The organism is Bacillus sp. z60-11 (assembly GCF_046464135.1).
In the GTDB taxonomy this organism is placed as follows: domain Bacteria; phylum Bacillota; class Bacilli; order Bacillales; family Bacillaceae; genus Bacillus; species Bacillus sonorensis_A.
In genome coordinates this window covers 284,345-307,756 of record NZ_JBIYSN010000002.1, presented here as the reverse complement: position 1 = coordinate 307,756, position 23,412 = coordinate 284,345, and the positions used below count along the sequence as shown (strand labels likewise).

The 23,412-nt window shown below is 44.4% G+C and carries 29 protein-coding genes and 1 tRNA gene; 24 read left to right on the top strand and 6 right to left on the bottom strand.

Annotated features, from left to right (window positions below; genetic code table 11):
* Window positions 1–51: 51 nt before the first annotated feature.
* From ACINLD_RS08365 to pstB (ACINLD_RS08345), 5 genes are all read left to right on the top strand, one after another.
* Window positions 52–969 (top strand): phosphate ABC transporter substrate-binding protein, encoded by a 918-nt coding sequence (locus ACINLD_RS08365; protein WP_026587877.1) that lies wholly within the window; start codon window positions 52–54, stop codon window positions 967–969.
* Between the two features lie 75 nt (window positions 970–1,044).
* Window positions 1,045–1,974, top strand: coding sequence for a phosphate ABC transporter permease subunit PstC (gene pstC, locus ACINLD_RS08360; protein ID WP_077736417.1), 930 nt, complete (start codon window positions 1,045–1,047; stop codon window positions 1,972–1,974).
* The gene (gene pstA / locus ACINLD_RS08355; RefSeq protein ID WP_410206969.1) at window positions 1,974–2,861 is read left to right on the top strand and encodes a phosphate ABC transporter permease PstA; all 888 of its coding nucleotides are present in this window, start codon (window positions 1,974–1,976) and stop codon (window positions 2,859–2,861) included. Before pstC ends, pstA begins: the two co-directional genes overlap by 1 nt.
* A gap of 15 nt (window positions 2,862–2,876) precedes the next feature.
* Entirely contained in the window at window positions 2,877–3,698 is an 822-nt protein-coding gene (pstB, locus tag ACINLD_RS08350) for a phosphate ABC transporter ATP-binding protein PstB (protein WP_026587874.1), read from the top strand.
* Between the two features lie 13 nt (window positions 3,699–3,711).
* On the top strand, window positions 3,712–4,491 hold the full coding sequence (gene pstB, locus ACINLD_RS08345; RefSeq protein WP_409444618.1) for a phosphate ABC transporter ATP-binding protein PstB: 780 nt from the start codon (window positions 3,712–3,714) through the stop codon (window positions 4,489–4,491).
* Between the two features lie 89 nt (window positions 4,492–4,580).
* On the opposite strand, the gene ACINLD_RS08340 is transcribed toward pstB (ACINLD_RS08345), so the two are convergent.
* Window positions 4,581–5,075, bottom strand: a complete 495-nt coding sequence (locus tag ACINLD_RS08340) for an endolytic transglycosylase MltG (protein ID WP_026587872.1) — start codon at window positions 5,073–5,075, stop codon at window positions 4,581–4,583.
* On the bottom strand, window positions 5,072–5,422 hold the full coding sequence (locus ACINLD_RS08335) for a hypothetical protein (RefSeq protein WP_026587871.1): 351 nt from the start codon (window positions 5,420–5,422) through the stop codon (window positions 5,072–5,074). Before ACINLD_RS08335 ends, ACINLD_RS08340 begins: the two co-directional genes overlap by 4 nt.
* 176 nt (window positions 5,423–5,598) lie before the next feature.
* Here ACINLD_RS08335 and ACINLD_RS08330 point away from each other — a divergent pair, with 176 nt between their 5' ends.
* The 12 genes from ACINLD_RS08330 to ACINLD_RS08275 all read left to right on the top strand — a co-directional run bounded on the left by ACINLD_RS08330 (window position 5,599) and on the right by ACINLD_RS08275 (window position 16,435).
* Window positions 5,599–6,090: a hypothetical protein gene (locus tag ACINLD_RS08330; protein ID WP_409444619.1), complete on the top strand. Its 492-nt coding sequence runs from the start codon at window positions 5,599–5,601 to the stop codon at window positions 6,088–6,090.
* Window positions 6,087–7,214 (top strand): glycosyltransferase family 4 protein, encoded by a 1,128-nt coding sequence (locus ACINLD_RS08325; protein ID WP_410206968.1) that lies wholly within the window; start codon window positions 6,087–6,089, stop codon window positions 7,212–7,214. Before ACINLD_RS08330 ends, ACINLD_RS08325 begins: the two co-directional genes overlap by 4 nt.
* A 101-nt stretch (window positions 7,215–7,315) precedes the next feature.
* A complete protein-coding gene (gene rpmG / locus ACINLD_RS08320) occupies window positions 7,316–7,465 on the top strand; it encodes a 50S ribosomal protein L33 (protein ID WP_077736422.1) in 150 nt (49 codons plus the stop codon).
* A 49-nt stretch (window positions 7,466–7,514) separates the two neighbouring features.
* On the top strand, window positions 7,515–8,075 hold the full coding sequence (locus ACINLD_RS08315; RefSeq protein ID WP_026587868.1) for a 5-formyltetrahydrofolate cyclo-ligase: 561 nt from the start codon (window positions 7,515–7,517) through the stop codon (window positions 8,073–8,075).
* 56 nt (window positions 8,076–8,131) lie between these two features.
* Window positions 8,132–8,305, top strand: a complete 174-nt coding sequence (locus tag ACINLD_RS08310) for a hypothetical protein (RefSeq protein WP_201278477.1) — start codon at window positions 8,132–8,134, stop codon at window positions 8,303–8,305.
* Window positions 8,306–8,394: 89 nt separating this feature from the next.
* A complete protein-coding gene (locus ACINLD_RS08305) occupies window positions 8,395–9,933 on the top strand; it encodes a rhomboid family protein (RefSeq protein ID WP_026587867.1) in 1,539 nt (512 codons plus the stop codon).
* 74 nt (window positions 9,934–10,007) lie between these two features.
* A complete protein-coding gene (locus ACINLD_RS08300) occupies window positions 10,008–11,462 on the top strand; it encodes a spore germination protein (protein ID WP_026587866.1) in 1,455 nt (484 codons plus the stop codon).
* Window positions 11,463–11,561: 99 nt separating this feature from the next.
* Complete coding sequence (locus tag ACINLD_RS08295; RefSeq protein ID WP_026587865.1) at window positions 11,562–11,759, top strand: YqgQ family protein; 198 nt, start codon at window positions 11,562–11,564, stop codon at window positions 11,757–11,759.
* Between the two features lie 26 nt (window positions 11,760–11,785).
* The gene (locus tag ACINLD_RS08290; protein WP_026587864.1) at window positions 11,786–12,757 is read left to right on the top strand and encodes an ROK family glucokinase; all 972 of its coding nucleotides are present in this window, start codon (window positions 11,786–11,788) and stop codon (window positions 12,755–12,757) included.
* A 180-nt stretch (window positions 12,758–12,937) separates the two neighbouring features.
* Window positions 12,938–14,848, top strand: coding sequence for an LTA synthase family protein (locus ACINLD_RS08285; RefSeq protein ID WP_277691024.1), 1,911 nt, complete (start codon window positions 12,938–12,940; stop codon window positions 14,846–14,848).
* Between the two features lie 181 nt (window positions 14,849–15,029).
* Window positions 15,030–15,974, top strand: a complete 945-nt coding sequence (locus tag ACINLD_RS08280) for an iron-hydroxamate ABC transporter substrate-binding protein (RefSeq protein ID WP_026587862.1) — start codon at window positions 15,030–15,032, stop codon at window positions 15,972–15,974.
* Between the two features lie 230 nt (window positions 15,975–16,204).
* Complete coding sequence (locus ACINLD_RS08275; RefSeq protein WP_051290388.1) at window positions 16,205–16,435, top strand: hypothetical protein; 231 nt, start codon at window positions 16,205–16,207, stop codon at window positions 16,433–16,435.
* 282 nt (window positions 16,436–16,717) lie between these two features.
* Here ACINLD_RS08275 and ACINLD_RS08270 read toward each other — a convergent pair whose 3' ends face one another.
* The gene (locus ACINLD_RS08270) at window positions 16,718–16,801 is read right to left on the bottom strand and encodes a putative holin-like toxin (protein ID WP_201278511.1); all 84 of its coding nucleotides are present in this window, start codon (window positions 16,799–16,801) and stop codon (window positions 16,718–16,720) included.
* Window positions 16,802–17,038: 237 nt separating this feature from the next.
* Between ACINLD_RS08270 and ACINLD_RS08265 the strand changes: the two genes are divergently transcribed.
* The 4 genes from ACINLD_RS08265 (at window position 17,039) to ACINLD_RS08250 (ending at window position 20,333) form a co-directional block, all read left to right on the top strand.
* Window positions 17,039–17,302, top strand: coding sequence for a hypothetical protein (locus ACINLD_RS08265; protein ID WP_142246103.1), 264 nt, complete (start codon window positions 17,039–17,041; stop codon window positions 17,300–17,302).
* A gap of 413 nt (window positions 17,303–17,715) precedes the next feature.
* Window positions 17,716–18,840 (top strand): M14 family metallocarboxypeptidase, encoded by a 1,125-nt coding sequence (locus ACINLD_RS08260; RefSeq protein WP_026587860.1) that lies wholly within the window; start codon window positions 17,716–17,718, stop codon window positions 18,838–18,840.
* Between the two features lie 55 nt (window positions 18,841–18,895).
* Window positions 18,896–20,005, top strand: a complete 1,110-nt coding sequence (locus ACINLD_RS08255) for a hypothetical protein (RefSeq protein ID WP_077736427.1) — start codon at window positions 18,896–18,898, stop codon at window positions 20,003–20,005.
* A 16-nt stretch (window positions 20,006–20,021) separates the two neighbouring features.
* Entirely contained in the window at window positions 20,022–20,333 is a 312-nt protein-coding gene (locus tag ACINLD_RS08250) for an MTH1187 family thiamine-binding protein (RefSeq protein WP_026587858.1), read from the top strand.
* A 75-nt stretch (window positions 20,334–20,408) separates the two neighbouring features.
* Here the strand turns inward: ACINLD_RS08250 and ACINLD_RS08245 are convergent, their stop codons facing one another.
* Entirely contained in the window at window positions 20,409–20,582 is a 174-nt protein-coding gene (locus tag ACINLD_RS08245) for a DUF2759 domain-containing protein (RefSeq protein WP_003183486.1), read from the bottom strand.
* Between the two features lie 158 nt (window positions 20,583–20,740).
* On the opposite strand from ACINLD_RS08245, the gene ACINLD_RS08240 reads away from it, so the two are divergent.
* On the top strand, window positions 20,741–21,379 hold the full coding sequence (locus ACINLD_RS08240; RefSeq protein WP_026587857.1) for an MBL fold metallo-hydrolase: 639 nt from the start codon (window positions 20,741–20,743) through the stop codon (window positions 21,377–21,379).
* A gap of 41 nt (window positions 21,380–21,420) precedes the next feature.
* Here the strand turns inward: ACINLD_RS08240 and ACINLD_RS08235 are convergent, their stop codons facing one another.
* On the bottom strand, window positions 21,421–21,666 hold the full coding sequence (locus ACINLD_RS08235) for a DUF2626 domain-containing protein (RefSeq protein ID WP_026587856.1): 246 nt from the start codon (window positions 21,664–21,666) through the stop codon (window positions 21,421–21,423).
* A 208-nt stretch (window positions 21,667–21,874) separates the two neighbouring features.
* Between ACINLD_RS08235 and ACINLD_RS08230 the strand changes: the two genes are divergently transcribed.
* Window positions 21,875–22,252, top strand: coding sequence for a Spx/MgsR family RNA polymerase-binding regulatory protein (locus tag ACINLD_RS08230; RefSeq protein WP_035428189.1), 378 nt, complete (start codon window positions 21,875–21,877; stop codon window positions 22,250–22,252).
* Window positions 22,253–22,312: 60 nt separating this feature from the next.
* On the opposite strand, the gene ACINLD_RS08225 is transcribed toward ACINLD_RS08230, so the two are convergent.
* Window positions 22,313–22,384: transfer RNA gene (locus tag ACINLD_RS08225), tRNA-Gln, on the bottom strand.
* A gap of 118 nt (window positions 22,385–22,502) precedes the next feature.
* Between ACINLD_RS08225 and ACINLD_RS08220 the strand changes: the two genes are divergently transcribed.
* Complete coding sequence (locus ACINLD_RS08220; RefSeq protein ID WP_409444621.1) at window positions 22,503–23,354, top strand: STAS domain-containing protein; 852 nt, start codon at window positions 22,503–22,505, stop codon at window positions 23,352–23,354.
* Window positions 23,355–23,412 lie beyond the last annotated feature (58 nt).

The window sequence follows — 23,412 nt, the reverse complement described above, 5'->3', positions numbered from 1 at the left end:
GGTACGCTATACACGTAGGACAAATTACACATTTACGTGGGAGGATTAGAAGTGAAACCATTTAAAAAGATCACACTGATGTTCATCATGTCCGTTTTAGTTGTCTTCGCAGCAGCATGTGGGAGCAATAATACAAACGGTAATGCAGAAGAAGGCAAACAAAACGATAAAACAGAAAATAAGGCTTCAGGCTCTTTAACGATTTCCGGATCTTCAGCGATGCAGCCTCTTGTCTTAGCCGCGGCGGAAAAATTCATGGATGAAAATCCAGATGCCGACATTCAAGTGCAGGCGGGCGGTTCTGGAACCGGCCTTTCCCAAGTGGCTGAAGGAACCGTTCAAATCGGAAACTCTGATGTATTTGCTGAAGAAAAAGAAGGCATTCCTGCCGATGAGCTCAAGGATCATCAGGTAGCCGTTGTCGGTATGGCAGCAGCCGTCAACCCTGAAGTAGGCATCGATAATCTTTCATTAGAGGATCTGAAAAAGGTATTCACGGGTAAAATCAAAAACTGGAAAGAGCTTGGCGGGAAAGATCAAAAGATCACTCTTGTCAACCGTCCCGATTCTTCAGGAACGCGCGCAACTTTTGTGAAGTATGCGCTTGATGGAGAAACTCCTGCTGAAGGAATCACTGAGGATTCTTCAAACACGGTGAAGAAATTAATCGCTGAAACACCTGGAGCGATCGGATATCTCGCATTTTCATATCTGACGGACGATAAAGTTACAGCACTTTCAATTGACGGTGTGAAACCGACGGCAGAAAATGTGCAAAAAGGTAAATTCCCGATTTGGGCTTATGAGCATTCTTATACAAAAGGTGAACCGGAAGGATTGGCTAAAACATTTTTGGATTATTTAATGAGTGACGAAATTCAAAAAACGATTGTGACAGAACAGGGCTATATTCCGGCAACACAAATGGAAGTCAAACGTGACGCAGATGGAAAGCAAACTGCAAAATAATGAAAACAGAAGATGGGAAAGTGTGCTGCTTAGCCACTTTCCCTATTATGACTTGTATTTATAGGAGTGTAAAAAATGACTCAACAAATAGAGAAAATGTCCGCCAAAGAGCGGCTGATCAGCTCCAAGCAAAACCGCAAAATGGATGAAGTTCGCGGAAAAATTCTGGTTTCAACGTGCGCGTTAATCATGATGGCAGCAGCGATTTCAATCACGATTTTTCTGGGAAATAAGGGGTTGCAATCTTTTCTGACTAGTGGTGTAAGTCCGATTGAATTCTTAACCAGTCTAGATTGGAATCCAATGAATGATCACCCCAAATACGGGGCGCTTCCGTTTATCATCGGATCATTTTCAGTGACCCTTCTTGCATCTCTGATTGCGGCGCCGCTTGGCATAGGAGGAGCGATTTTTATGACGGAAATCGCACCTTCATGGGGAAGAAAAGTGCTGCAGCCGGTAATTGAATTGCTTGTAGGCATTCCTTCCGTCGTTTATGGATTCATAGGCCTTACAGTATTAGTTCCGTTTATTGGGCAGTTTAAAGCAAGCGGATCAGGACACAGCCTGTTGGCGGGAACCATCGTCCTGTCCGTCATGATTTTACCGACGGTGACATCCATTTCAACAGATGCGCTCATGTCGCTTCCTAAAAATCTCCGCGAAGGATCATATGCGCTGGGGGCTACGCGTTGGCAGACGATCCGAAAGGTTTTGATTCCGGCAGCGCTGCCTTCGCTTCTGACAGCTGTCGTTTTGGGAATGGCGAGGGCATTCGGCGAAGCGCTCGCCGTGCAGATGGTGATCGGAAACTCCCGGAATCTTTTCGAGAGCCTGTTGGATCCAGCGGGAACATTGACCACGATTATCACGCTGAACATGGGTCACACAACGTATGGCAGCGTGGAAAACAATACGCTCTGGTCAATGGGGCTTGTTCTGTTGATCATGTCATTCTTATTCATTCTGCTCATCCGTTATCTGTCATCCAGGAGGAAACTGTAATGAACAGCAAAGTAACAGATCGTCTAGCAACCGGTGTTTTTGGATTGATTGCCTTGATTATCTCCGCCATTCTTGTCGGACTGTTCGCTTATATTTTGATCAACGGTGTTTCACAAATCAACCCCGACTTTTTGACATCGCGTTCCAGCGCGCTTTCAAGCGGAGGGGGCATTCGTGATCAGCTGTTTAACTCATTTTATATTTTAGTGCTGACGATGCTGATCACTGTTCCGCTAGGTGTCGGAGGCGGTATTTACATGGCGGAGTATGCGCCAGACAATAAACTGACCGATTTTATCCGAGTCTGTATTGAGGTTTTGTCATCCCTTCCTTCCATTGTCATGGGGATGTTTGGGATGCTGATGTTCGTCAACCTGACGGGCTGGGGATACAGCATTATCGGCGGAGCGCTTGTTTTAACGATCTTTAACCTTCCCGTCATGGTGCGGGTGACAGAAGATGCGATTCGTTCCGTGCCGAAAGAACAAAAAGAAGCTTCCTTAGCATTAGGCGTATCAAAATGGCATACGATCAAAACCGTTTTGATTCCGGGGGCTGTTCCATCGATCATCACCGGTGCGATCCTTGCGTCAGGGCGGGTTTTTGGAGAGGCTGCAGCATTGCTGTTCACAGCCGGACTGACAACACCGCGATTGAATTTTGCTGATTGGAATCCATTTTCGGAAACGTCTCCGCTTAATATTTTCAGACCGGCGGAAACGCTTGCCGTCCACATTTGGAATGTCAACACACAGGGCATTATTCCCGATGCCGAGGCGATCGCAAACGGCGCTTCAGCGGTTCTTGTTTTATCCGTTTTGGTCTTTAATCTGGCTGCAAGATGGCTGGGCTCCTTTATTCACAAAAAATTAACGGGAAATAAATAGGAAGGGTGAAATCATATGGTTCAGGTCCCGACTTTGGAAATTGTGCGTGACGATATCGGATTGGCTCCGCTCCCTGAAGTAAAAGAGCATATTTTGAAAGTGCAGAATTTAAATATCCATTATGGGGAAAAGCGTGCGGTCCAAAACATTTCTTTCAATATTGACAAACAGGCCGTAACCGCGCTGATCGGTCCTTCGGGTTGCGGCAAATCGACTTTTTTAAGAAGCATCAATCGGATGAATGATCTGATACCGTCCGCCAAAACAACGGGCAACATATTGTATGAAGGGCTGAATATCCTTGATTCCAATATTAACGTCGTCAACCTGCGCAGAGAAATCGGAATGGTGTTTCAAAAGCCGAATCCTTTTCCAAAATCGATTTACAACAATATCACCCATGCGGTGAAATATGCGGGAGAGCGCAAGAAATCGGTGCTGGATGATATCGTGGAGGAAAGCTTGACGAAAGCCGCGCTCTGGGATGAAGTAAAAGACCGGCTTCACCAATCCGCTCTGTCTCTGTCAGGAGGCCAGCAGCAGCGCCTCTGCATCGCAAGGACGCTTGCCATGAAGCCGGAAGTGCTCTTATTGGATGAGCCCGCTTCTGCGCTGGATCCGATTTCAAACGCGAAAATCGAGGAATTGATCGTCTCGTTAAAAGAGGAATATTCGATTATAATCGTTACTCATAATATGCAGCAGGCATCGAGAATTTCCGATAAAACAGCCTTTTTCTTAAATGGCGATTTAGTTGAATATGACAGAACGGAAAAAATCTTTATGAATCCGTCGGAAAAAAAGACAGAGGACTATATCAACGGCAGGTTCGGATAAGGAGGACGGCATCGTGAGCGCTGCAACAGCAGTAAAAACAAAAAATGTGTACCAGATCAACGATTTGAATTTATGGTACGGTGAGCATCACGCTTTAAAAAACATTCATCTGACCATTCCTGAATATGAGATCACCGCCATTATCGGACCGTCGGGATGTGGAAAATCAACGTTCATTAAGACGCTGAACTTGATGATCAATATGGTTCCGAATGTCAAAATGACCGGTGAAATCAGCTATAACGGCAGCAACATCCTAAACAGCAAAGTCGATCTTGTCGAATTGCGAAAGAAAGTCGGCATGGTTTTTCAAAAAGGAAACCCATTCCCGCAGTCGATTTTTGATAATGTCGCATACGGCCCGAGAATTCACGGACAGAGAAATAAAAAAGTTTTACATGAAATAGTGGAAAAGGCGCTTGTTGATGTGGCGCTGTGGGATGAAGTGAAAGATCGTCTTCATTCTCAGGCGCTCGGCCTCTCAGGGGGCCAGCAGCAGCGACTCTGTATTGCAAGAGCGCTGGCGACAAATCCGGATGTATTGCTGATGGATGAACCGACATCTGCCCTTGACCCTGTATCCACTTTAAAAATTGAAGAACTAATGCTGCAGCTGAAAGAAAAGTATACGATTGCCATTGTTACTCATAATATGCAGCAGGCGTCCCGCATCTCTGATCAAACCGCTTTCTTTTTAATGGGAGAGCTCATAGAGTGCAATGATACAGTCAAAATGTTTTCAAGCCCAAGTGACCATCGGACAAAAGACTACATTACCGGCCGTTTCGGTTAAAAAACAGGCCGCCGATTTGATCGGCGGCCTGTTGATATGAGCAGCGAAACATATGAAAAAACCAGGCTGAAATGAAACAGCCTGGTTTTTTATTTGGACAGTGTTTTGACGATGTTTTTCAAACTGTCTCCGCGTTTTAATTCAAATTTGCCGGCTTTGATTTTGGATTCATATCCGGTCTTTTTCACATAATCTTTGAAGTCGTCGGCGGATGAGATGACTTTTTCTTTTTCAAGGAGGTCTGCGATCTCTGCAGTGCTCATGCCGCTTTTAATTTCAAGCTTGTATTTGGTTTCTTTTTTCTTCTCGTTTTTTTGCTCGTTTTCTTTGTCTTTTTTCGTTTGGGAGGCGTCAGCCTGCTTAAGCGCCGTCTCTTTGTAGTGCAGAAGCTCCTGGTATTCTTCACGTTTAACAGAAACCTGCTGGTTGTCTTTCAAATAGGTTTTGACATCCGCGTCACTGATTTTCTGACCGTCCTTTGAAGCTTCGGCCTTGCCGTTGTCAGTCAGATAAAATGCGCCTGCAAGAACCGCCGTCGCCAAGATCATGCCTCCGGCAAAAGCCTGTATACTTTGTCTGGTCATACAAGCACCCTCTCGTTGTCTTTGATGATCGCCCTGACATCCTCAACAGAGACATGCTCCGCTTTTGCAATGGCATCCACTGACATGCCGTTTTGGTATTTTGAAAGAATCTGCTTTGCGATATGCTGGCTGATTCCTGCGTTTGGCCTGCGGACGACAACGCTTGAATCGAGAAGCTCTTCCTCGAGCACCGTCATTTTCTTTTTCAGCTTATAAATTTCCTGCATGGCGGACAGCTGAAGGGTTTCCAATTCCTGTTCGACTTCTTTAATCGGTTCTCTTTGAAAATATGAGAATGCGATCAGCGCAATACTGACAACAAGCAGCGCAATGATAGCAACTTCCACGTTCATCACCTTCAATTCTTATTTTCTCCTTCTTTTTTATACCATAAAAACGCTAGCTTCAAAAGGAGTTACGCAAAAAAATAAAAATTTTGCCGAAAAAATTAATTTCTATTGCATCACAAGGGACCTTTCCAATAGGATAGGAAATAAAAAACTTTCCCTGGGAGGGCGTGGCGGTGAAAAGGACAGATGGGAAAAAACCTTTTCAAGAAAGTATTCGAAACGACTTGTCGTTTTCTAACGATATTTTAAAAATAACGTCAGATGATCAAGCAGCACTGACCGTAACATGGGAACTGACGGACGCCCTCCTTTCGGCTGCTGAAGCCGTGCTATTAGAAGACAAAAGAGATATCAAAAAGCAAATACGGCTGACTTGCATAAAAGACGGGCAAAAAATGGTGCAGACGATACATATCGAATCGTTCAAAGGGGAAGTGACCGTTTCTCAGGCTGCAGGCGGCGCTTATTACAAAGCGGAGTACAGGCTTTATAATGCGCTGAACATATCGCTGTCGATTCTTAGCTCTGACCGCTTCTATCTGGAGAAAAACGGGATCGCAGCCGGCCGGCTCTTTTACCCGGAGGACAAAAGGCATGACTGGGTCGATCAATTTTCCGCATATACGGGATATTCTTTAAATGAAGGAAAGGGGTCTGCCACATGATGAAGGTGCTGATGCTGTCGCTTGAAAATCCTTGTGCCATCAAAAGCGGAGCAGGACGGTATTTGCAAAACCAGCTTGACCTATTAAAAGAGGACATCATGTTTACGGTCTTAACGACGCACAGAGGAGAACGGTGCTTCGATGGCGGCGGTCAATGGAAAACGCTTGAGATTCCGCTCGAACTTGCAGCACACGCTTCTTTTGAGGATGCGCTGGCAGAGATGAATATTCAGATGATCAAAAAAACGTTTGAATATAAAGGCAGCTTTGACATCATTCATGCTCATGACGATGTCACGGCTCCCGCCGCCGTTTACCTCAAACGCGCCTTAAATCTCCCGCTCATTTCCACCGTACACGGCTTTGAAAGCGACCGGCAAAAAGCGGCTGGCCGGAAAGCGCACCCCTACAGGCTGCTGCTTGAGCGTTTGCTATTAAAAGAAAGCGGGCGCATCATCGTGTTGAGCAGCATGATGAAAGACTTCGTGAAAGAAAGATCTCCAGAAGCGGCGGAAAAAGTTCGAATCATTCCCAATCCGTGCCGAAAAACAAAAACGGTAAAAAGCCGGCCGAAAACCGCCCCATATCTTTTTTCTTACGGCCGATTCGTTCCGGAAAAAGGTTTTTTGCAGCTCATCCGCGCCTTTAATGAACTCGCGAGGCTACAGGACGGTCTTGAACTTGTCATAGCCGGTGAAGGCCCTCTCAAAAGCGCATATGAGAGAGAAGCCAGATCGTTAGGCATGGAGGATCGCCTCACAGTTCTCCCTTTCCTCTCAGATCAAGAAAGGGAGAACTGGCTCGGATTCTGTGAAATGGCTGTTTTTCCAAGCGGATATGAGCCATTCGGCATCGCTGTTCAGGAAAGCATGGCAGCGGGCGTTCCCGTTGCTGTCGGAAAAACCGGAGGATGGAACGATTTTGTCATGGATTTTAAAACAGGCTTTCACATCGATTTTACGGATGCGTATGAAGCCGGCCGCAAGCTGGACGGACTTCTTCGCAACAAGGCGGCTTTGAGAAAGGTCAGACAGGCGGGAAAAGCATTCATCTTCGATCTCCATCACCCGGAGAGGATAAAAAAATCGTTTTTGAAAGGTGTGTACAGCCCGTCATTTGAATAAACCGCGGACAAACGAAAAAAACGCCTGGCATTCCGGCGCCAGAAGTGGTATTATAGATAAGTCTGAACAGCAAATGATATATAGTTTGGAGGGAAAAATAAATGCGCGTAAATATTACTTTGGCTTGCACTGATTGCGGCGAGCGTAACTATATTTCTACAAAGAACAAGCGTAACAACCCAGATCGCGTTGAATTCAAAAAGTATTGCCCACGTGACAAAAAAACAACTTTACACCGCGAAACAAAGTAAGCAGCAGGGATTTTCCTGCTGTTTTTTCAATTTTAAAGGGGGGAGAAAAATGAAGCGCGCTTTGCGGAATGAAATGAAAACGAAGCTTGCACAGATGACGGACAAAGAATATCAGCAAAAAACAAATGCCATTCACGAGGCTTTTTTCAGCTCAAAACAATGGAAGGAAGCATCCGTCATCGCCCTTACGATCTCGAGAAAGCCCGAGGTGGCGACAAAGCCGATCATTGAGCGGGCCTGGAAAGAAGGGAAGACGGTTTGCATTCCGAAATGTCTGCCGGAAACAAGTGACATGCATTTCCGCCGCTTTCAAGACGAAAGCGAATTGGAAGTCGTTTACTTCGGTTTGCAGGAACCGATTGTACATAAAACCGAGCAGCTTGCGCCCGAAGACATCGATTTTATTCTAGTTCCGGGGATATGCTTTGATCCGCGGGGGTACAGAATCGGCTATGGAGGAGGATATTATGACAGGTATTTGGCCGGATTTACAAAAGAGACGGCTTCTCTCGCATTCCACTGTCAGATCATCGACAAGGTTCCCCATGAGGCACACGACATCCCTGTCAGTCAAATTTTCACGGAAAAAACGACTCTCATTTGTCAGTGAAGTCTCCTGAATAAATATAAAAAATTGAGACACGATACGGTTATAGGAGGGATCATATGAGAAAAGTTACGTTTATTCTATTAGGCACACTTGCCGCTCTCATTCTTTTTCAAAACCGCTATCGTGTAATCAATGTCATTCTTGGCCAAAACCGGATCCGCCATTATTTTATCCACTGGATCATGAGGATTCCGTTTGTTCGTAATAAATTTATCCAGCAGGCTTTCTAAACCCCGTTTTGAATAACGGGGTTTTTTAAAGGGGCAATCAGACGTGTTTCCTGATATAATGGACAAAAATAATGATGGAGCGTCTAAAGATGTATTCAGTTGATTATATGTACTGGAATTTAATCGGTAATCTTTTAAAACGAGATTTTGAGCTTGTACAGACTCACCCTTCGTTTGAAGAAGCTTGGCTTGAAGCGAGGGGGAATGCCCCGTATGATTTGATCCGCATCTACAGGCGGGATGTCGATTTCAGGCAGGAGCTCGTCCGCGATCTTGAAGATCTTTTTGAAAGGGCCGAACGTCTGAGAACGGCTTCGGGAAGACGCAAGCTGTCCATATTGAATATCTACTTATCGGAGCAGGCGCCTGTTGATGAATGGGAGGATGTCACAAGCCAGCCGGTTGCGGATCAGCGCGTCAGCATCGTGCCGATTTTTATCGAACAGACTTCAAGAGCAGAAGGCTTACATAAGATTGCCCTTGCCTTAAATATAAGTCCTGATGATCTCACAGGCCTGATCCGGGATGCATCATACGAAGATGTTGACCAGATCAGAGCCGAGGTATTGGCTGCGGCCAAAAAGAGAGATGAAGAAAGGCGGCGTGAAGCGGCGGTATTTGAAAGAGGAAAGCCTGTTTTTACATGGTTTTTCGCGGTTCTTCAAGTTTTGATGTTTCTGCTTTTGGAAATGTCGGGCGGAAGTCAAAATACCGATACCCTTATTCGGTTTGGAGCGAAGGAAAACAGCCTTCTTTTAGCCGGTGAATGGTGGAGGCTTGTGACGCCGATCATCCTCCACATCGGACTCGTCCATCTGATGTTTAACACCTTTGCATTATTGTCGGTGGGGGCAGCCGCAGAAAGAGTATTCGGTTCACTTCGTTTTCTTGTCATTTATATATCAGCCGGCATATTTGGTTCGATCGGCAGCTTCCTGTTCAACCCGTATCCTTCAGCAGGAGCGTCAGGGGCCATTTTTGGCTGTTTGGGCGCTTTACTATATCTCGCCTTTTCAAATCGCAAAGCCTTCTTAAAAACGATCGGCACCAACATTATGGTGATGATCATTCTGAATCTCGGCCTCGGCTTCGCCATTTCAAATGTTGACAACGCGGGCCATATCGGCGGATTGATCGGCGGACTTCTGACGGCGCTGGCAGTCGGTCTGCCGGGAAAAAGACAGCCTGTCCATCGCTTGGCCGGCTGGGTGCTATTATTGCTTATTGGAGGCTGTTCTCTTTACTGGGGGACACATTCAGCGCCGATTCATGAAACCTCCATGCTGTATCAGGCGGGAAAATGGTATGAACAAGGCGAGTATGAGAAGGTAAAAGAGGTGTTGAAGGAGGCAGGCGACGACCCGAATGCTTCGATCGAAAGCCTGAAGCTGCTTGCCGTCTCTGAAATGCAGCTCGACCAATATGAAGGTGCAGAAAAACACCTGAAAATGGTTGTCAAAAAAGATCCTTCAGACCATGCCTCCCATTATAACCTGGCCGTTGTTTACGCGAGACAAGGCGAATGGTCAAAAGCGGAACAATCCGTCCGAAAGGCCTTAAAAGAAAAGCCTGATGAAGACATCTATCAAACGCTGCATGACAAATTAAAAAAGAAACGGCTTAGGTGATCAAGTATGAAAAGCTTCCGTTATGTTAAAAATGGTCTAACAGAGAACAGACTCATTTGACGGGAGCTTTTATCATGGAAAAAAAGCATGTTGTGCAAAAAGATTTAGCTGAAAACATTGAGTTTTTAAACGAAAAGCTTGGAGTCGATAAGAGCTTTGACATGATCAGGCTCGATGTGGTGTACGCGGGGAGAAAGATGGCGTTTTACCTTGTCGACGGGTTTGTAAAAGACGATATCATGCACTATCTCCAAAAAAATCTGTCAAAGCTCTCACCGGCTTGTTTGGAAGAGGATCCGCTCGAACATCTGATTAAGACGTATATTCCCTATGTGGAAATTGCAACTGAGGACGATCTGGACAAAGTAGCAGACCAGGTCTTGTCAGGTCCGACCGCGCTGCTTGTCGACGGCATTGATCACGCGATTATCATAGATGCCAGAACATATCCGGCCAGAAGCCCTGAAGAACCCGATAATGAGCGGGTTGTCAGGGGATCGAGAGACGGTTTTGTCGAAACGATTGTGTTTAACACAGCGTTGACAAGAAGAAGAATCCGCGATCGTTCCTTGAGGATGGAGTATATGCAAATCGGACGAAGAAGCAAAACAGACGTCGTCGTCTGCTATCTTGAAGACATCGCTGATTTGGAGAATGTCAAAAAACTAAAGCAGTCATTGGAAGCGATCGACACGGACGCTTTAACGATGGCTGAAAAGACGCTGGAGGAATACATCGGCGGCCGGCACTGGAACCCTTACCCGACGGTCCGCTATACTGAAAGACCGGATACTGCTGCCGTTCATTTATATGAAGGCCATATCCTCGTCTTTGTCGACGGTTCACCGAGCGCACTGATTACTCCGGCTACTTTCTGGCACCATTTGCAGCATGCCGAAGAGTATCGGAACAAGCCTCTTGCCGGTGCCTATATGCGGTTTGTCCGTTTTATATCAGTATTAGCTTCGATCTTTTTGCTTCCGCTCTGGTTTTTGCTGTCCGTTCATCCTGAACTGCTGCCTGATGCCCTTCAATATATCGGGCCTGAAAAAAAGGGGGCCATCCCTTTGCTCGCGCAGTTTCTGATCATCGAAATAGGGGTCGACATGATGAGAATGGCTGCAATACATACGCCGTCATCGCTTGCAACAGCACTCGGACTTGTCGCGGCGTTAATGATCGGAGAAGTCGCGGTGCAAGTCGGACTGTTTTCGCATGAGGTTGTCCTTTATCTGGCCGTCGCCGCCATCGGCACATTTGCCACGCCAAGCTATGAAATGAGTGTTGCGAACCGGCTGGTCAGGATCGTGCTGCTCCTCACAGCCGGCGCATTCGGACCGATTGGATTTGTCATCGCCATCTTCTGCTGGATTGTTTATTTGGTCAGAATGAAGTCCTTCCATGTCCCATACTTATGGCCGTTCATTCCCTTTGACTACAGAGCGTTTCGCGATATCGCGATTCGCACGCCGATGCCTCTCAAAAATAGACGGCCCGTATTTTTAAATCCTCAGGATCCCGACCGTTAAAAGCTTGCTTTCATTTCCGAAAGCAGGCTTTTTTTTGCTTGACGCAGGCAGGCATTATTTATAACCTATTGTTAGACCTCAGGAAGCTTGGTGAATAAAATGAAAACCGTATATGATGTACAGCAGCTTCTGAAACGATTCGGATGCTTCGTATATTTCGGAGATCGAAAGCTCGAGATTGAGTTCATGATGGAAGAACTGAAAGAAATCTTCCTTTCAAATCTGATCGAAAAAGAACAATGGATTCAAGCCATGTCGATTTTGCAGAATGAACTGACGAATATAAAGAAAAAATAAAACAGTTGGACTAGGGGGATTTATAAATGAATGACAGCTGGCTGGTCGGGATCGATCTTGGAGGAACGACTGTAAAACTCGCTTTTGTAAGCGCTTATGGAGAGATCCAGCATAAGTGGGAAATTCCAACCGATAAATCGGGTGACACCGTTACATTAAGCATTGCAAAAGCGATCGACAGCAAACTGGAGGAAATCGGAAAGCCGAAGCAGATATTGAAGTGGATCGGTATGGGAGCGCCCGGCCCGGTCGATATAGAGACAGGCATTGTTTATAAAACAACCAATATGGGCTGGGAAAACTATCCTTTAAAAGACCATTTGGAGGCTGAGACAGGTTTGCCTGCGGCCATTGAAAACGACGCGAACATCGCGGCTCTCGGCGAAATGTGGAAAGGGGCCGGAGACGGCGCGAAGGATTTGATTCTCGTCACGCTGGGAACGGGAGTCGGCGGCGGCATTATTGTCAATGGAGAAATTGTCCACGGAAAAAACGGAGCCGGGGGAGAAATCGGCCACATCTCATCGGTTCCTGAAGGCGGAGCGCCATGCAACTGCGGAAAAACCGGCTGTATCGAAACGATCGCGTCTGCAACAGGCATCGTCAGAATCGTCAACGAGAAAATCGCAGCCGGCTGTGATTCGGTTTTAAAGGACATTCCTGATGTAACGGCTCGTCATATTTTTGAAGCCGCTGAACAAAACGATCCGGCCGCCTTGGAGGTCATCGATTATGTGACGAACCATTTGGGCCTTGTTCTCGGCAACTTGGCGAGCTCATTGAACCCAGCAAAAATCGTGATTGGCGGCGGCGTTTCAAAAGCAGGTGAAATCCTGCGTTCAAAAGTGGAAAAGTCGTTTCAGCGATACGCCTTCCCAAGAGCGGGCAAGGCCGCTGAAATTGTCATCGCCTCCCTTGGAAATGACGCGGGAGTCATCGGCGGCGCATGGATTGCGAAAAACGCATGGCTTAAAAATCAAGCAAAGCCTGTGATATAAACCTTTTCCGCGGTTAATGGAAGCAGATATTGAACACTTTGAAACAAATATTAAAAAAGTTTGATTTTTTTGTCCAATCAGGTTAAGATATCGTTTAGTCATTTTGTTAATTTTCTAAAAACAGGATGTGGAAATAGTATTTCCCGGAATTATGCGTCTTGCTGTAGAGGGAGGTTTGGCATGAGAAAGCCATTTTTTTCGAAAGTATCATTTTTGCTGCTTGCGACATTGCTGATGTGGCTGAAAACATATGTCGTTTATAAAACCAGCTTTAACATTAAAATTGAAAACTTCATGCAAGAGTTTATTTTGTTCATCAACCCGTTAAGCTTTTTGCTTGTTGTTTTCGGAATCGGCTTGTTTTTTAAAGAAAAAAATAGAAACCGCTTCATTATCGGAACGAGTATCGTTTTGACACTTATTCTTTTGGCCAACATGGTTTTCTATCGTTTTTACAACGATTTCTTAACGATTCCTGTCTTATTCCAGACGAATAATATGGGGGATTTGGGAAGCAGCATCACATCTTTGTTTATGCCTGCCGACCTGCTTCTTGTCGTAGACATCGCGATTTTGATTTGGCTTCACAAACGCCATGCCGCCAAATCCGGCAACACGTTAACGAGAAAGGAGCGAGCGGCATATTTTTTGTTTGCCGCAGCCGTTTTCTTTTTCAATTTGGGAATGTCAGAGGCTGAAAGGCCGCAGCTCTTGACGAGATCGTTCGACAGAGAGGTGCTTGTCAAAAACATCAGCCTTTACAACTACCATATCTATGACGGCCTCATCCAGTCGAAGCAGTCCGCCCAGCGCGCTCTGGCAGACAGCAACAGCCTCACAGAGGTTGAAAACTTTGTCAATGCGAACAGGACGGAAACAAACAAAGATTTAGCCGGTATCGCCAAAGGGCGAAATGTGATTCTCGTATCTTTAGAATCGACCCAAAGCTTCGTCATCAATCAGAAGCTGAACGGCAAGGAAATTACGCCATATTTGAACGACTTGATTAAAAAAAGCTACAGTTTTGAAAACTTTTATCATCAGACAGGCCAGGGAAAAACCTCAGATTCAGAATTTATCGTCGATAATTCCCTTTATCCGCTGGGAAGGGGAGCGGTCTTCTTTACGAATGCCGGAAATGAATATACGGCAGCTCCGGAAATTTTGAAAAATCACGGCTACTATTCCGCGATATTTCATGCGAACAACAAAAGTTTCTGGAATCGGGATATCATGTATAAGTCTTTAGAATACGACAAATTTTATGATATCAATTCATATGAAGTCAATGAGGGAAACTCTGTCGGCTGGGGGCTGAAAGACAAAGAATTTTTTGAGCAGACGTCAGAGCTGATGAAAGATCTGCCACAGCCTTTTTACACGAGACTGATCACGCTGACGAATCATTTTCCGTTTGAACTTGATGAAGAAGATAAGATGATTGACGAATATGATTCAAAGAGCCGCACATTAAACAGATATTTTCCTACAGTCCGCTATCAGGATGAGGCGCTCAAGCGTTTTATTGAAAAGCTGAAAGAGGACGGCCTTTATGAGAACTCCATCATCGTGTTATACGGAGACCATTACGGCATTTCCGAAAACCACAATGAAGCGATGGGGCAGTTCCTCGGAAGGGAAGTAACGCCTTTTGAGGAAGTCCAGCTTCAAAGAGTGCCGCTGGTGATTCACATTCCAGGCGTAACCGACAAAGAACCGAAAACAATTGATACCGTCGGCGGGCAAATTGACATCAGGCCGACTCTGCTGAATTTGCTTGGAATTGACTCAAGCGATCAAATCCAGTTCGGAAATGACTTGTTTTCCAAAGATAAAGAGGAGTTCACGGTGCTTCGCGACGGAAGCTTTATTACGAAAGACAAAGTTTACACAGACGGTGTATGCTATGATAAATCAACGGGACAGCCTGTGAAGAATCAAGAGAGCTGTGAGCCCTACATCGAAAAAGCCAAACAGGAGCTTTCACTCTCAGATCAGATCATATACGGCGATTTGTTGAGATTTTACGACAGTGAACGATTGAAAAAACAGCCGGCTGCCGGTCAACAAAAGGGCAGCCAAAAAGAATAAAAAAGCTTCCGTTCTTTAACAGCGGCAGCTTTTACAGGCCGGTTTTCGACAGATCCGGCCTGTTTTTTCCGTTCTGTGAAGTTCGCTCACTTTACAAAAAACAGTGTGTCAATCATACTTTCCATGGTATAATTGATAATGATTTTCTTTATCATATAAACATTGAAAGAAGGTATGACAGATGACGTTTAAGTGCAAGAAAATCGGAGCTGCATTGTTTGCCTTACTCATGATTGCGGCTTTGGCGGCATGCGGAAATCAATCAGAGAATAAAGGATCTTCTTCTGATGCAAAGCAGGAAGAGACCATTACATACAAGGCTGAAAACGGAACGGTTAAAATCCCTAAGCATCCGAAAAGAGTAGTTGTCATGGCTGACGACTATTACGGATATTTCAAGACGCTTGGGATCAACGTGGTCGGGGCGCCTGACAGGGTATTTGAAAACCCGTACTTCAAAGGGAAAACCGATGGCGTGACAAACATAGGAGACGGTGTTTCCGCTGAAAAAATCATTAAATTAAAGCCGGACCTGATTGTGGTTTGGACGACGCAGGATGCAGATATTGAAAAGCTGGAAAAAATCGCCCCGACGGTTGCCTTGAAATACGGCAAGGACAGCCTCGAACAGCTGAAGGATTTCGCTAAAATGACCGATACGGAAGATAAAGCGGAAAAATGGCTGGCTGAGTGGGACAAGAAGGTTTCCGCGGCAAAAGCAAAAGTTCAAAAAGCCATCGGCAACAAAACGGTTTCCATTATGCAAACGAATGGCAAAGAGATCTATGTGTACGGCGATAAATTCGGAAGAGGCGGAAGGATCGTCTATCATGACCTCGGATTGAATGCAACAAAGCTGACGAAAGAAAAAACAATCAAAGAAGGTCCGGGATATACGAGCATTTCCCTTGAAAAGCTGCCTGATTTCGCCGGAGACTATATTTTTATCGGGCCATGGCAGTCAGGCGGTGAAGACGGCGGTGTATTTGATACTTCCATCTGGAAAAATCTCGACGCCGTCAAGCATGATCATGTGTATCAAATCGATCCGGTGGCTTTCTATTTTTCTGATCCGATCTCATTGGAAGGCCAGCTGAAGTTTATCACTGAAAGTTTAACAAAGTAGAATAAAAAGCTGTCTTAAAGTTTCCGGAGGAGAGGCCGGAAGCTTTTTTCTTTCGTTAAGGAAGCGTTCACAAAGACGCTTTTTCATTTGGAAACGGGGAGAGTACATATGTTCATTATTAAGTAAGACTTAATTTGCACCTATTTCATTCGACATATTTAACGATGAATAGCCTCTCTCCTATCGCAGAAAGACTAGCGCAATGGAAATAATGACTGAGGCAAGAGCTTTTGAATCAACTTCTGAGAGCAGAGCGAAACGTCAAAAAATCGGTTTATCTCTATCTCAAAGACAATGAACAATTTGACTGTGAATTAATCAAAGATGAAACCGGGAGCAAAGATGAATCAAAGGATGACGGATCAAAAGAAGATGATGAAAAGAATGCATCGACCTCTTTAAAAGCATACACAGAATCCGAATTGAAAGCCGTGACGAAGGCAGGAAAATCACGTTTATAACCATAAATTGGTTGTGGATATAAGCCTGCTCTTTTACGTTGAAGAGGCACTTTAAATGTTCATACATGTAAACAAAATCGTTTACAACGTAATGAAATTTGATTACTATTAAATAAAGAATGTAATGCATTACATGGTTTATTCTTATTCATCTTTGCATAAACTAAAAAAGACCCGACTGCGCCAACAGTCGAGTCAGAAGTACAAAGCGGCCCTCAAGGGGCTGGCTCAAAGCGTCTTTTGAATAGACTTTCCCTGGAACTTTGCGGGCTCAAGGGAAGTCTATTTCTTGTTTATATACGACAACAAGGCAAGAATAAACGTGCCAAAAGCGATCATTAAATAAATCGCATGAAAAGTTGCCATTAGCATCACCCCCTTTCATAGGGGATGAGCCAACTTCCCTTGAGTGAGCCAAAACTTTGTACAATGAATATTTTACCATAACACTTTCAAACACTGAGAGTGTTTTTTCATTATCCAATGAGCAAATATTGATGAGAAGTCCTGCAATTCATATGAAATGCATTACAATTTTTGTCTTAAATATTGCTAATCGTTAGAAACCTAAGAAGACATCAATAGTTAGGCAACTTCCAAGACTTGAGTATGGTGATATTTGAATTCTCAACACTTTTATGTGCTAAACAATCGGACAAGCCATTCAAAACTGAAGGAGCCCTAGGTTGTATAGGTGCTGTTGGTGACGTACTGGCCAGCTTAGTTAAAGCGGTTAAAGATCAAAAAAGCCATAAAAGCTTTTGGAGGAGTCAAAACTCACTAAAACATATTCGTACGACAATTATTATAAGAAAACATATCGAAGCAAAAAAACTGCTTGGAATAAAAACAGTTTCTAATGAGTAAAGCCCTTTCTGCTGAAAGAAGGACTTACTTCATTTCTACACCTGCAACATCCTCAAATTTAATGAGGTTAGTGTCTCCTTTGAATCCGCGGCATGAAAAACCTTCTTGATCTGATGTATGTAATGAATTTTTAAATGATTTCCCCGGTTTCTGCCCCATTCAAAAAGGGCAGCGGTTTAAATACGGCAAATGGCCAGGGGTACATTGACTCACATATAACTCTTCCCATAACGAGTATCGACCTTTTTCGTCTATCGCAGAGCATGTTGATATGTTCCGGCAGCAAAAACGGCAACTGATAAGTAACAAAAAAACAACACGAACAGCAAAATAAAGCAGGGATCGAAAGGGAATGAAAATCTGCGAAAACCATTTGAATCATCGGTCATATGCTATTGTGGGAGGGATCATTGATGGCATTTATCAAAATCAAACCGGAGTTAAAACAAAACTTGTCAAGGCTGTCTGACATCCTGAACATACCCGAACAACTTTTAATCAGCGCAAACCTTGGCGCTTCTGTAGAAGAATTTTATTTTCCGGGAGCATCTTTAGAAGCAGGAAATAACACCCCAACAGCAGAAACATATGAACAGATGAAATTATTGGTAAAGGAACGGGGAAACTTCGATGAACAATGGCTGACAGAAACGGCCGTGTATGATTCAACAGCGCTGACAAACGAAATCGAAAAGCTGACGTCTTGCTTCCCGTTTATCACAACCCGCGTGATTGGCCGCTCCGTGCTGGGGCAGCCGATTTATGAACTGCGCCTCGGATCCCGGGATGCAGAAAAAACGACTCATATCAATGCTTCATTCCATGCCAACGAATGGATTACCACCTCTGTGCTGATGAAATGGCTTAAAGAATATTGCCTTTATTTATGTACCGGCCGCCAACTGTTTGATTACTCACCACCGGCGCTTTTTTGCCAGACTAAGCTTTCAATCGTGCCGCTCGTGAATCCCGACGGAGTTGATCTGGTGTTGAACGGTCCCGAGTCTCTGGGAATAGAGTCAGGCGCACTTGATGACATAAATGAGCATCAGCCCGATTTTAAGGAATGGAAAGCCAATATCAACGGGGTCGATTTAAATAATCAGTTTCCGTCTTTTTGGGAAATCGAGAAACAGCGCAAGCCTCCTAAAGGACCGTCGTACAGAGACTATCCCGGTGATGCGCCGCTGACCGAGCCGGAGGCGGTCGCCATGAGGGATTTAATCGCCAGCCGGCCGCCTGATCGTCTTGTGGCGCTTCATACGCAGGGTGAAGAAATTTATTGGGGATATAAAGGCTTTGAGCCTTCTGAATCTTTCAGTGTCATCCAAACGTTTGAGCGTCTCAGCGGATATCAAGGAGTCAGATATATTGACAGCTATGCGGGTTTCAGGGATTGGTTCATTCATTTTTATCAAAAAGAAGGGTATACAGTTGAACTCGGCAAAGGGAAAAATCCTTTACCGTTGAAACAATTTGACGATATATATTGTAAAAGCAGAGGAATCTTGTGGGCATCCTGTTTTTTTGAGAGCTGAAACCTTTTTGATGCAAAACCGTAATGTAAGACAGAGAATCATTGATGGAGGGAGAATGGCCGGTTTGAGAGTTTCATTATGTATCATTGCCGCTGTGATGACGGGTTTGTCAGCTGCCTGTACGCCCTTTCACATGGGCGGCTCGGAAAACGTTCATCAGGAACATTCTGAAAAAAAGCGGAAAAACGATGAAGTAGTCGAGGAAAAAAAAGTTGCAGCACTCAAGGACCGGCATTTTGATGAAGCTGCGGGTTGGCTCGATCATGAAACCATTTTATATACGCGAACACATCCGGTTGCAGGCAGTGAAATCAGATCATATGATATATTTAAAGGGACGGGTGAAACGATCTACAAAACAGATAAAAGACTGATATCACTGGAGTTGAACAGGGAAAAAGGCATGATGCTCATTCAAACCGCCGGCGACGGGTCTGAAATCAAATTAACGCTGATGAATGTGCAGGGAGATGAGCTTTTTTCAAGAGGCTTTCGCACACATGAACTGCAGGTGGACTGGAATGAGCACGATCCTTACCTTTTATATGTGACAGCTTTTACGAAAGATTGGAATTATGAATCATATTTGCTCAATGCAAAAGAAGCCAAAATAAAAAGAGACATCGTCCAGGCCGCTTTTATTCACTGGACGTCTCCCGACTCTTTCGAATTCTTGAAATGGAATAACCAGGACCGGCAAAAACCGGCTCCTGTTTATTCCTATGATATGGCGGACGGACGGGAAAAGAAAATCGCTGATCAAGCTGTGCTGCTCGACGTCTTCAACAACGTGCGGCTGGTTGTTAAGACATCCGCAGACAGCAAAAACGGGACCTACATATTTTCAGATGTTTCCTCTTCGGAAAAGCTGCGCTCGTTCACGCTTCCGCTGTTCTCCGAATATTCAAGTCTTTCGCCAGCGGAATATGGCTATGATGATCAACATCAATTGTTTTACACATATCAGCCGAGTGAATCAGGATCTCTGTTTGATCTGATATCCGTCAATCTCAAGTCCGGAAAACGGAAGGTCATTGTTAAGGATATCGATATGCTTCCGATTGAATTGTCTCCTGACGGGAAATATGCATTATACGGGTATACACGGGATCAGATCATTTCACTCCGCACCAGTCAATACGAGCCCCTTGTGATCAAGGAATAGAAAGGAGTATTAAACAGTGGCAATAGCAGATGTAACCATTATACCGATCGGAACGGAAACGCCGAGCGTAAGCGAGTATGTGGCAGAGATTCAGACGATTTTAGAGGGATTTCAAAAAGAAGGAAAAATCAAATATCAGCTGACACCGATGAATACGTTAATCGAAGGGGAACTAAGCGCTTTGTTCGAGGTGATTCAAACCATTCATGAAGCGCCGTTTCAAAAAGGCATACACAGAGTGGCGACAAACATCAGGATTGATGACCGGCGCGATAAGAAAACGACAATGGAAGGGAAGCTGTCAAGCGTACAAAATCGCTTAAAATGATCAAAGACGGCAGAGAAAAAGCCTTGCTCCGCGTTTTCCGGTGCAAGGCTGTCCTATTGTCCAAAAGGAAACAGCTTAGTGTACCGTCGGATATCCGCTGTTTATAATCGTCATGACCGTAAACCAGCCGAAGACTAAAAAAGCAGCTCCGCCGAACAAAATGCCGAGCACATTGATTTGTTTAAGCGAACGAAGAACACCCAGAGCTGATAATATCGTGACAAGACCGAATATGATCACGAGCAACATCAATATAAACCCCCTTCGTTTGGATCCCCTGCAGTTTATTTCCAATAATTCAATTTTAACCGTTTTCATTTGTTTTGTCGAGGGCAACCTGATTCATTGAAAGTTTTTCACAAAACCTTCATAATGGAACAAAGAATGATCAATCCGAGGTGAAAGAAATGAAGTGGAGAAGAATGCCTTTAGGCCCTATTCAAACAAACGCATATATCTTAGCAAAAGAAGACGGCGCATGCCTGATCTTTGATCCCGGAAGCGAAGCCGGAAAACTAAACGAATACATAAAAGAAAAAGGGCTTAAACCGCTTGCCGTCTTACTGACGCATGCCCATTTCGACCATATCGGCGCGGTGGACAAGGTAAGAAAAGAATGGGACATTCCTGTATATGTACATCAAAATGAAGCAGAGTGGCTGCAAGATCCATCATTAAACGGATCAGCTCTGTTAACCGGACAGACGATTACAGCTGAAAAAGCCGACCATCTGATCGAAGAAGAGCAGGTGCTTGAAATCGGTCCGTTTCAGCTGCGTGTTTTCTTCACCCCGGGACATTCCCCTGGAAGTGTTTCCTATTATGTGGAAGAAGAACAACTCATCATCTCGGGAGATGTTTTGTTCCGAGGAGGCATCGGCCGTACAGATCTGCCGGGAGGGAACCATGAAGTTTTAATTAAAAGCATTCATCAAAAGCTTCTTACCCTTCCTGAAGAGACGCTGGTGTTAAGCGGCCACGGCCCTGAAACAGATATAGCGACAGAACAGGAACAAAATCCGTTCATTAACGGGTTTACGATTTAACATAAAAAAGAGACGCATCCGGAGGATCGTCTCTTTTTTTCTTAATGGCCCCCCTGACCGGGAACCATGATAAAAACAGAATAGTATGTAAAAGCGGCAAAAAAGATCGTCAAGTATGCCCCGAAAATATAAATATACATTCGTTCGGTCAAGTTAAGATACGATAAGAAGACGAAGAAAACCGTTTGACCGAAAAACAGCAGTGACGCATCTTTCATATCTCCTAAATAAAACATGACCGCAAAGATACCTGTCCAGAAACCTAATACGCGGAACATGCGATTCATTGATATCCCTCCCAAAAAGCCCCTTTGCATCTATTATAAATCAATTGAACTTTAAATGTAAACATTTTCATTTTGAGAAAAACAATTCATTTTTTACAATTTTGTGATGAAATGACGGATAAAAAATTCACTTTGCCGTGTTTAAGGCAAAAAGATCAAGGGTACTACACATAACAAAGGCAAACATAACAGGAGGAGGGGACATCATATGGGAGACTTGATCTTTTATTCATACCCGAGCTGCACATCATGCAGAAAAACAAAACATTGGCTGAAAGCCAATCAGATTGATTTTAAGGAGCGTCATTTATTCAAAGAGACGCCCAATCAAGAAGAACTGAAAGAGATTCTGGCTCTGACGACCGAAGGCATTGATGAAATACTGGCAACAAGAAGCCAGGCGTTTAAAGAGCTCAACCTGAATATTGAAGAATTAACAGTCAGCGAAGTATTGGAGCTGTTAATTCAAAAACCGAAACTGTTGAGACGTCCGATTATCGTCAATGGAGAAAAGCTTGTTGTCGGATATAATCCCAGCGAACTTTTGAAATTAAAGAAAAACACGCTGCATCGATCAGTATCCTGAAAAAAACGAAGATCTGCTGAAAAGCCCATTCAGCAATCTTCGTTTTTTCGCATGGAACAACTGGGCTAGCTGGATTCGAACCAGCGCGTCACGGAGTCAAAGTCCGTTGCCTTACCGCTTGGCTATAGCCCAACGTACTGTAGGAATAGTGTTGGACAATATCTGTTGTTTTATACATATGGATGAAAAACTCTCAGATCCAGGTGAAACATTCTGAATTTGTGAGCAATTTTAGTGAGGAGGATTGAAAATGGATAGCACGAATTCCGCTCTTTATCATTATTTGATGAAACAAGCGGATCAAATCGCTGATGAATGGATGGCTCAAATTCCTTCGGAAAAAGACAACATCGCGGCAGAATTTCAATATTTTGTACACGCGGTCTCGAATGTGCTAACAGAGGAAAAGACGGAGAAATATTGGGAAAAAGCCGGCATTTGTCTGAAACAAATGGCCAGGGACAGAGCCGCAAGGCAAATGCCTGTTATGGAAAGCGTAAAGGGATTTAAAATCTTCCGCTGTATTTTAATGGATAAGATCCAAGCGTTTTCAAATGATCATGACTGTTCAAAAAAACATCTATTTGCTTGGAACAAACGGCTTCACTCGCTGATGGATGAAATCATTGAACATTTTCTTTCTGAATATGATCAGGCGACAGCAAGCTGTTTGAAAGCGCAAAAAGAGATGATTCATGAATTGAGCGCTCCGGTTATTCCGATCTCAGCGCAAATCGGCATTTTACCGCTCATTGGAGAAATCGATACACATCGGGCAAAAGTGATTATTGAATCGGCACTCAGCCAATGTACAGCACTTCACCTGTCCCATCTGTTTATCGACATTTCAGGTGTGCCGGTCGTCGATACAATGGTTGCTTATCAATTGTTCAAGGTCGTTGACAGTACAAAACTTTTGGGGATTGAAACGATTATTTCGGGAATTCGCCCGGAAATCGCCCAGACGGTCGTGAAGCTCGGCATCGACTTTTCTCATATTAAAACAGAGCAAAGTTTGGCTAAAGCTCTTGGAAAAAAAGGCTTTTGCATCAGGGAAGAACACGGCTTGCAGGAAAATAAAGCCGGCAGCGACCTAATGTAGACGCGTGATGAATTTTATAAAATGAGCTTTGAAAGCTATCTAAAATAGAGAATTGCGC